This window comes from Nonomuraea cypriaca (assembly GCF_015645445.1).
Classification (GTDB): Bacteria; Actinomycetota; Actinomycetes; order Streptosporangiales; family Streptosporangiaceae; genus Nonomuraea; species Nonomuraea cypriaca.
The window spans coordinates 1-7,993 of sequence record NZ_JADOGI010000353.1; the positions used below are offsets into that span (position 1 = coordinate 1).

9 protein-coding genes are annotated in these 7,993 nt (G+C 69.4%); 3 read left to right on the forward strand and 6 right to left on the reverse strand.

Annotated elements, in window-relative coordinates:
* On the reverse strand, positions 1–264 hold a 264-nt coding region (locus ITP53_RS52040), incomplete at its 3' end, for a PAS domain-containing protein (RefSeq protein ID WP_195902905.1).
* A 123-nt stretch (positions 265–387) separates the two neighbouring features.
* On the reverse strand, positions 388–1,092 hold the full coding sequence (locus tag ITP53_RS52045; RefSeq protein ID WP_195902906.1) for a metal-dependent transcriptional regulator: 705 nt from the start codon (positions 1,090–1,092) through the stop codon (positions 388–390).
* A gap of 99 nt (positions 1,093–1,191) precedes the next feature.
* Between ITP53_RS52045 and ITP53_RS52050 the strand changes: the two genes are divergently transcribed.
* Positions 1,192–1,809 (forward strand): UdgX family uracil-DNA binding protein, encoded by a 618-nt coding sequence (locus ITP53_RS52050; RefSeq protein ID WP_195902907.1) that lies wholly within the window; start codon positions 1,192–1,194, stop codon positions 1,807–1,809.
* A gap of 11 nt (positions 1,810–1,820) precedes the next feature.
* Here ITP53_RS52050 and ITP53_RS52055 read toward each other — a convergent pair whose 3' ends face one another.
* Both ITP53_RS52055 and pdxH read right to left on the reverse strand, forming a co-directional pair.
* Complete coding sequence (locus ITP53_RS52055) at positions 1,821–3,059, reverse strand: MFS transporter (protein WP_195902908.1); 1,239 nt, start codon at positions 3,057–3,059, stop codon at positions 1,821–1,823.
* 9 nt (positions 3,060–3,068) lie between these two features.
* Positions 3,069–3,722, reverse strand: a complete 654-nt coding sequence (pdxH, locus tag ITP53_RS52060) for a pyridoxamine 5'-phosphate oxidase (RefSeq protein ID WP_407941408.1) — start codon at positions 3,720–3,722, stop codon at positions 3,069–3,071.
* A gap of 223 nt (positions 3,723–3,945) precedes the next feature.
* On the opposite strand from pdxH, the gene ITP53_RS52065 reads away from it, so the two are divergent.
* Positions 3,946–5,052, forward strand: coding sequence for a citrate synthase 2 (locus tag ITP53_RS52065; protein ID WP_195902909.1), 1,107 nt, complete (start codon positions 3,946–3,948; stop codon positions 5,050–5,052).
* A 102-nt stretch (positions 5,053–5,154) separates the two neighbouring features.
* Positions 5,155–6,267 (forward strand): phosphoserine transaminase, encoded by a 1,113-nt coding sequence (serC, locus tag ITP53_RS52070; RefSeq protein WP_195902910.1) that lies wholly within the window; start codon positions 5,155–5,157, stop codon positions 6,265–6,267.
* Positions 6,268–6,319: 52 nt separating this feature from the next.
* On the opposite strand, the gene ITP53_RS52075 is transcribed toward serC, so the two are convergent.
* Both ITP53_RS52075 and ITP53_RS52080 read right to left on the reverse strand, forming a co-directional pair.
* On the reverse strand, positions 6,320–6,943 hold the full coding sequence (locus tag ITP53_RS52075) for a rhomboid family intramembrane serine protease (protein WP_328818614.1): 624 nt from the start codon (positions 6,941–6,943) through the stop codon (positions 6,320–6,322).
* 127 nt (positions 6,944–7,070) lie between these two features.
* Complete coding sequence (locus ITP53_RS52080; protein WP_195902912.1) at positions 7,071–7,835, reverse strand: crotonase/enoyl-CoA hydratase family protein; 765 nt, start codon at positions 7,833–7,835, stop codon at positions 7,071–7,073.
* Between the last annotated feature and the right edge of the window lie 158 nt (positions 7,836–7,993).

The following is a 7,993-nucleotide window of genomic DNA, read 5'->3' on the forward strand; positions in this document are numbered from 1 at the left end:
CTCCCAGACCCCGCCCTTGAGCACGTGCTTGGCGAGCTCTATCGCCATCGGATGGTCCTTCTCCATGATCCCGAGGGACAGGAGGGACGTGTCGCGTGAGGGCGCCGCACCGGAACGGCCGAAGAGTTTCTCGGCGAACGGGTTCCAATAGAGGAGGTTACTGAAACGATCGGTGACCACCACGGCCATCTCAGCGTGGTCGAGCACTGATCCAGCGGCAAGGTGATCAGCCGCGTCTTGTGACAGATCCCCCCATCGCTTCATCCGGAGACCACTCCTTGGGGTGGCTTACATGCAAAGCGGACCACGAGCGCTCCTGCAACAGTCTTGGCCAGGGGAGAGTGGAGGGCCTCCCAGGAGGGATTCAACCAAGCAGCCGCGCGCGCGTCAGCGCTTGGCGACAAAAACGTGCGCGGCAACGTCACGCGGAAGCTCCGCGGGAGTGTCCTTCGCGTCACCGTCACCTGTCACCCGTACACCGTCGTCGCTCGCCGCGAGCGTCACCTCGCGTCCGGGTTGTATCCCAACTTGCTTGAGTTTAAGCATCACAGCGGGATCGCTTTGCACTTGTTCGCTAATTCGCAGCACGACCACGGGCACGTCCCTCACGCCCGCCACGTCGCACATGGACGTCAGGGCGCTCTCCACCGCCTCTGCGGGCTCCCTGGCGCCCAGCTCGGCCAGCCCGGGGATGGGATTTCCGTGCGGGCAGACCGTGGGGTTGCCGAGCAGCGTCACCAGGCGCGACTCGACGGACTCCGACATGACGTGCTCCCAGCGGCACGCCTCGACGTGCACCTCTTCCCAGGGCAGGCCGATCACCTGGATGAGCAGGCACTCGGCGAGCCGGTGCTTGCGCATCACCCGCATGGCCAGCGTGCGGCCCAGCTCCGTCATCGACAGGTGCCGGTCGCCCTCCACCCGGACCAGGCCGTCGCGCTCCATGCGGGCGACCGTCTGGCTCACCGTGGGGCCGCTCTGCGCGAGGCGCTCCGCGATGCGCGCGCGAAGCGGGACGATGCCCTCTTCCTCGAGCTCGTAGATGGTGCGGAGATACATCTCCGTCGTGTCGATCAGGCCGTGTGCGGTCAAGGCTCCTCCCAACTGAATGTTACGCCGGTCCTGGCGGGGACTGAGCCCTTACGCAGCGGGCAGGGGTCATGAGAAACCCTAGTGGGAGAACGACCGGCGATGGCTAAGGACGGCAACAACGGGGCGGCCGAGTTCCTTCCCGACCGGCTGGATCTGGACGCGCTGCGGGCAGCGGCGGCCGGCTGCCAGGGCTGCGGACTCTACAGGAACGCCACGCGGACGGTGTTCGGCGAGGGGCCGGGGCAGGCCAGGTTCATGCTGGTGGGCGAGGAGCCCGGGGACCAGGAGGACCGGCAGGGGCACCCGTTCGTGGGGCCCGCGGGCCGCGTACTCGACAGAGGGCTGGTGGAGGCGGGGATCGAACGCGACGACGTTTACCTGACGAACGCGGTCAAGCACTTCTCCTTCACGCTCCGGGGCAAGAGGCGGATCCACCAGAAGCCGACGGCCGCCGAGATCACCGCCTGCCGGCCGTGGCTCGACGCGGAGATGGCCGTGGTGCGGCCGGAGGTGATCGTGGTGCTCGGAGCGACGGCGGCGCGGGCGTTGCTGGGACGGGAGTTCCGGGTCACGCACCATCGGGGCGAGCCGGTGCCGCTCGGGGAGGCGCTCGCGGTGGCCACCGTCCACCCGTCGTCCGTGCTGCGCGCGCCCGACAGGGACGAGGCGTACGCGGGCTTCCTGGCGGACCTGAAAGCCGCCGCCCAGGTCGCCTGACGCTCCAGCGCCTACTGGCGGGCCCGGTAGTTCCTGAAGCCCGACACCGACAGCCCGACGACCAGCACCGTGACGGCGCACGCGAGGCCGCCGCCCACCCACGCCCCGGTCAGCCCGAACGCCGTCGCGGTGGCCCCGGCCCGCAGCTCGCCCAGCCGCGGCCCGCCCGCGACGACCACCATGAACGCCCCCTGCAACCGCCCGCGCATCTCGTCGGGCGCGTACAGCTGCAGGATCGACTGCCGCCACACCGACGAGATCACGTCCGCCACCCCGCCGACGGCCATGAACACCACCACGAGCCAGAGCTCGTTCGCCAGCCCCGCGGCGGCCACGGCCAGCCCCCAGACGGCGATGACCGCCACCAGCGCCACCCCCTGCCGCGAGACGCGCCCGACCCAACCGGAGAACAGCGCGCCGGCCACGGCGCCGATGGCCATGGCGGAGGTCAGCCAGCCGAGCGCCGTCAGATCGCCGCCGAACCTCTCGGCGGTCAGCTGGGGGAAGAGCGCGCGCGGCATGGCGAACACCATCGCGATGATGTCCACGACGAACGACATCAGCAGCACCGGAGTCCTGACGATGAAGCTGAGGCCCTCGATCACCGCCCGTGCTCCCGGACGTATCACTTCGCCCAGCGGAGGCAGTGAGGGCAGCCTGAGCACCGCGTAGAGGCTCGCGGAGAACAGCAGGGCATCCATCGCGTACGCGGCCGCGAACCCCACGTTCGCCAGCGCGACCCCGCCGAGCATCGGCCCCACCACCGCGCCGATGCTGTAGACCAGCGAGTTGAGCGCGTTGGCCGCCGGCACCAGCTCGGGTTCGAGTATCCGGGGGATGATCGCGCCCCTGGTCGGCCCGGTGATCGCGAACCCGGTGGAGTTGAGCGCGACCGCGGCGAAGATGAGGTAGACGTTCCCCAGGCCGAGCAGCGCCTGCACCAGGATGAACAGCGTCGACACCCAGGCGATCAGCGAGCCGGCGATGAGCAGCTTGCGCCGGTCCACGGCGTCGGCGACCGCGCCGCCCCACAGACCGAAGACGATCAGCGGGATCAGGTTGGCCATGCCAAGGAGCCCCACGTAGAACGACGAGTGGGTGAGGTCCCAGACCTGCTGGCCGACGGCCACGACGGTCGCCCCGACGCCGACGTGCGACACCGCCTGGCCGAGCCAGAGCCGCCGGTACGCGGGAACGCCCAGAGGGCGCGTATCTACGATATGACGCTTGACCAGCTGCCCGAATGCCACTTTAGGACATTAAGGGGCAAGTCTCTCCAGCACCCAGCCGGGTCTGGTCCGCCGGTAGCGAAGCCTGTCGTGCATCCGGTCGAGCTGCCCCTGCCAGAACTCCATCTCCAGCGGGAACACCCGGAATCCACCCCAGAAGTCGGGTACGGGCGGATCGTCCGGCCAGCGCGCCGCCAGTTCCTCGTAGCGCGCGTCCAGTTCCTCCCTGGACCGGACTACGGCGGACTGCCGCGAGGCCCAGGCGCCGATGCGGGAGCCGTACGGGCGGGAGTTGAAGTAGGCGGCGGACTCCGCTTGGGGGATGCGGGTGACCGTGCCCTCGATGCGCACCTGGCGGCGGATCGGATGCCAGGGGAACAGCAGGGACGCGCGGGCGTTCTCGGTCAGGTCGCGGCCCTTGCGGGACTCGTAGTTGGTGTAGAAGACGAATCCGCGTTCGTCGTAGCCCTTCAGCAGGACCGTCCTGGCGCCGGGCCTGCCTCCCGCGGAGGCGGTGGCCAAGACCATGGCGTTGGGTTCGGGCAGGCCGGCGTCGAGCGCCTCCTCGAACCAGACGGTGAACTGCGTGATGGGGTCGGACGCGAGGTCGGATTCGAGCAGCGGCTCGCCCTCGTACGTACGGCGTAGCCCCGCCAGCATGGGCGGGCGCGGTGTGGCATCCACGAGACGGTATTCTTGCGCGCTCCCGTAGCCGATCACATGGTGACCCGCGTTCTGGACGTCACCAAGCACTCCGCGTGACCGCACCGCTTCCCACCTGCGGGTTTGGCCAAACGGCGGGTCCCGAGGCCGAGCACGACCGCTTAGGGGGTTAAATTGACCCGCCGGTATCTCGACATCAAGGCATCGCGTTGCCGAAACATGGCAGAAAGGGAGGCGGCCTAGCATGTCCGACTTCAAACCCGGACTCGAAGGCGTCGTAGCGTTCGAAACCGAGATCGCGGAACCGGACAAAGAAGGGGGCGCCCTGCGATACCGGGGCGTCGACATCGAAGAGCTGGTCGGCCGCGTCCCGTTCGGGGCCGTCTGGGGCCTGCTGGTCGACAACACGTTCCAGCCGGGCCTGCCCCCGGCGGAGCCGTACCCCATTCCTGTCCACTCCGGTGACATCCGCGTAGACGTACAGAGCGCACTGGCCATGCTGGCTCCGGCCTATGGCTTCAAGCCGCTGCTCGACATCAGTGACGAGGAGGCCCGCGACCAGCTCGCGCGCGCCTCCGTGATGGCCCTCTCCTTCGTGGCGCAGTCGGCGCGCGGCCTCGGCCTGCCGATGGTGCCGCAGAGCCGGGTCGACGAGGCCGGGAGCATCGTCGAACGTTTCATGATCCGCTGGCGCGGTGAGCCCGACCCCAAGCACGTCAAGGCCATCGACGCCTACTGGACCTCCGCTGCCGAGCACGGCATGAACGCCTCCACGTTCACCGCCCGCGTCATCGCCTCGACCGGCGCCGACGTGGCCGCGGCGCTCTCCGGGGCGGTCGGCGCCATGTCGGGCCCGCTGCACGGCGGCGCCCCCGCGCGCGTCCTGCACATGATCGAGGGCGTCGAGCAGCTCGGCGACGCCAAGAAGTACGTCCAGAGCGAGCTCGACAAGGGCAGCAGGCTCATGGGCTTCGGTCACCGGGTCTACCGGGCCGAGGACCCGCGCGCCCGCGTGCTGCGCCGTACCGCCAAAGAACTGGACGCGCCCCGGTACGAGGTCGCCGCGGCGCTGGAGCAGGCCGCGCTGGAGGAGTTGCAGGCGCGCAAGCCCGACCGGGTGCTGGCCACCAACGTGGAGTACTGGGCGGCCGTGGTGCTGGACTTCGCCGAGGTGCCGCCCCACATGTTCACCTCGATGTTCACCTGCGCCCGCACGGCCGGCTGGGCCGCGCACATCCTGGAGCAGAAGCTCACGGGCCGGCTCGTCCGCCCGAGCGCCATCTACACCGGCCCGGCCTCGCGCCCACTGGCCGAGGTGCCCGGCGCCACCGAGGCGACCGGCAAGCTCTGACGCTCGCAGCCGGCCGCCGCCCACGGCGCGGTGGCCGGCTTCCTGGTCTCAGAATCCGGACCCCGGTCAAGCCATAACGCGCCGCTCGGTAGGCTCCATTGTGTGGCTGACATCGTGATTCCCGCTGACATCAAGCCCGCCGACGGCCGATTCGGCTGCGGGCCCTCGAAGGTTCGCACCGAGCAACTGGCCGCTCTCGCCGCCTCCGGCGCGAGTCTCATGGGCACTTCCCACCGCCAGAAGCCGGTCAAGAACCTGGTCGGCCGCGTACGCTCCGGGCTCGCCGACCTGTTCTCGCTGCCCGAGGGCTATCAGGTCGTTCTCGGCAACGGCGGCACCACCGCGTTCTGGGACATCGCCGCCTTCGGGCTGATCCGCGACAAGTCGCAGCACCTGTCTTTCGGCGAGTTCTCCTCGAAGTTCGCCGCGGTCGCCAAGAAGGCCCCGTGGCTGGCCGAGCCCAGCGTCATCAAGTCGGAGGTCGGCACCTACCCGGCCGCGGTGGCCGAGGACGGTGTGGACGCGTACGCGCTGACCCACAACGAGACCTCCACCGGCGTCGCCATGCCGATCACCCGCGTGGGCTCCGGTGACTCGCTGGTGCTCGTGGACGCCACCTCCGGCGCCGGCGGCCTGCCCGTCGACCTCACCGAGACCGACGTCTACTACTTCGCGCCGCAGAAGAGCTTCGCCTCCGACGGCGGCCTGTGGATCGCGATCATGTCGCCGCGCGCCCTGGCCAGGGTCGAGGAGATCGCCGCGACCGGTCGCTACGTGCCGGAATTCTTCAGCCTGCCGGTCGCGATCGACAACTCCGGCAAGGACCAGACCTACAACACCCCGGCCGTGGCCACGCTGTTCCTGCTGGCCGACCAGCTCGACTGGATGAACGGCAACGGCGGCCTGGCCTGGACCACCGCCCGCACGGCCGACTCCAGCCAGCGTCTCTACACGTGGGCCGAGAAGTCGTCCTACGCCACGCCGTTCGCCGCCCCGGAGTTCCGCTCGCAGGTGGTAGGCACGATCGACTTCACAGGCGACGTGGACGCCGCCGCCGTGGCCAAGGTGCTGCGCGCCAACGGCATCGTCGACACCGAGCCCTACCGCAAGCTGGGCCGCAACCAGCTGCGCATCGCGATGTTCCCGGCCGTCGACCCGGCCGACGTCGAGGCCCTGACGGTCTGCGTCGACCACGTGGTCGAGCGCCTCAGCTAGCCAAACGCCGGCCCGCCCAGCGGGCCGGCCCCCTCCACAAGGGCGAGCGCCGTCAGTAGGTGGGGGCGGCGGGCAACTCGCGCTTGCGGCGCAGCACCCAGGCGGCGACCACGCCGCCGATGAGGCCGAACAGGTGTCCCTGCCAGGAGATGCCGTACTGGTTGGGCAGCAGGCCCCAAAGGATCGAGTAGTAGGCGATCGCCACACCGATGCCGATCACGATGTCGAGGGCGCGGCGGTCGAACAGGCCCCGCGCCACGACGAACCCGAAGTAGCCGAACACCAGCCCGCTCGCGCCGATCGTGATGACGCCGGGGCTGGTCACCCAGGTGCCGAGGCCGCCGATCAGGATGATCAGCACGCTGGCCCAGAGGAACTTGCCGACGCCGCGCAGCGCGGCCAGGAAGCCGAGGATCAGCAGGGGCAGCGAGTTGGCCATGAGGTGGCCGAATCCGTCGTGCAGGAACGGCGCGAACACGATGCCGATCAGGCCGTCGGGATCTCCGCCGAGGATGCCGAACTGCCTGTCGAGTGCGCCGCCGAACACGTAGTCGATGACCTCGACGCCCCACATCGCGGCGAGCAGGGCCACCATGATGACGATCGCGCTGAGCGCACCGGACACAAGGGCTCCGGCGCCGCGTCTGGCCGACTCGTATCTCGAATGCTCGCTCACTGCGCTCTCCTGGTGTCGACTCCCTCCCTTTACCGTACGCAGGAAGAGCCGCACGCGCGCTGAAGAATCCCCTCCCATCCCCTGGGAAACGGGAGGGAACCCATCCCAGCGATACGTGGAAGGGGCGTCATTCGCCCTTCCACTGGGGCGCGCGCTTCTCCGCGAAGGCGGCGGCACCCTCCATGGCGTCCTTCGAGCCGAACACCGGACTGATGATCGCGTTCTGCTTCTTGAACATCTCCTCGCGCGACCAGTCCTGCGACTCCATGACCACCCTCTTGGTCGCGGCGAGCGCGAGCGGGGCATTGCCGGCGATCTTGCGGGCGATCTCCAGAGCCCCCTCCAGCGCCGCCCCCGGCTCGGTGATCCGGTTGACCAGACCCAGCTCGTACAGGCGGGAGGCCGGGTAGTGGTCACCGGTCAGCGCGATCTCCATGGCCACGTGGTACGGAATCCGCCGCGGCAACCGCATGATGCCACCCGCCCCCGCCACGAGCCCGCGCTTGGGCTCAGGCAGCCCGAACGTGGCCTCGGCGGACGCCACGATGACATCGCAGGCAAGGGCGAGCTCGAAGCCGCCCGCGAGCGCGTACCCCTCCACAGCGGCCACCAACGGCTTCTTCGGCGGCGCCTCGGTCAGCCCCCCGAACCCCCGCCCATCGACGACGGGAAAGTCCCCGGCCAGAAACCCCTTCAGATCCATCCCGGCAGAGAAGGTACTCCCAGCCCCAGTAAGCACGTAAGCGGAAATATCAGGCCGAGCATCCAGCCCGTCAAGCGCCTCAGCGATCCCCCGAGCCACCGCCCCGTTAACGGCGTTACGCGCCTTGGGCCGATTGATCGTAATGACCGCGACGTTCCCGAACTCCTCAACCAGCACTTCGTCAGCCACGAAAGTTCCTCTCAGATCAACCCACGGACTCTCCCCGCAGGACAGCGGCCGCAGGAAGCGGCCCCACAGATAGGTGCGGGCAGCCTCCCCGCAAAGCATGGGGGCGCGGGGACCTCCCCGCAGGATGGGGGCGCGGGGACCTCCCCGCAAAGGATGGG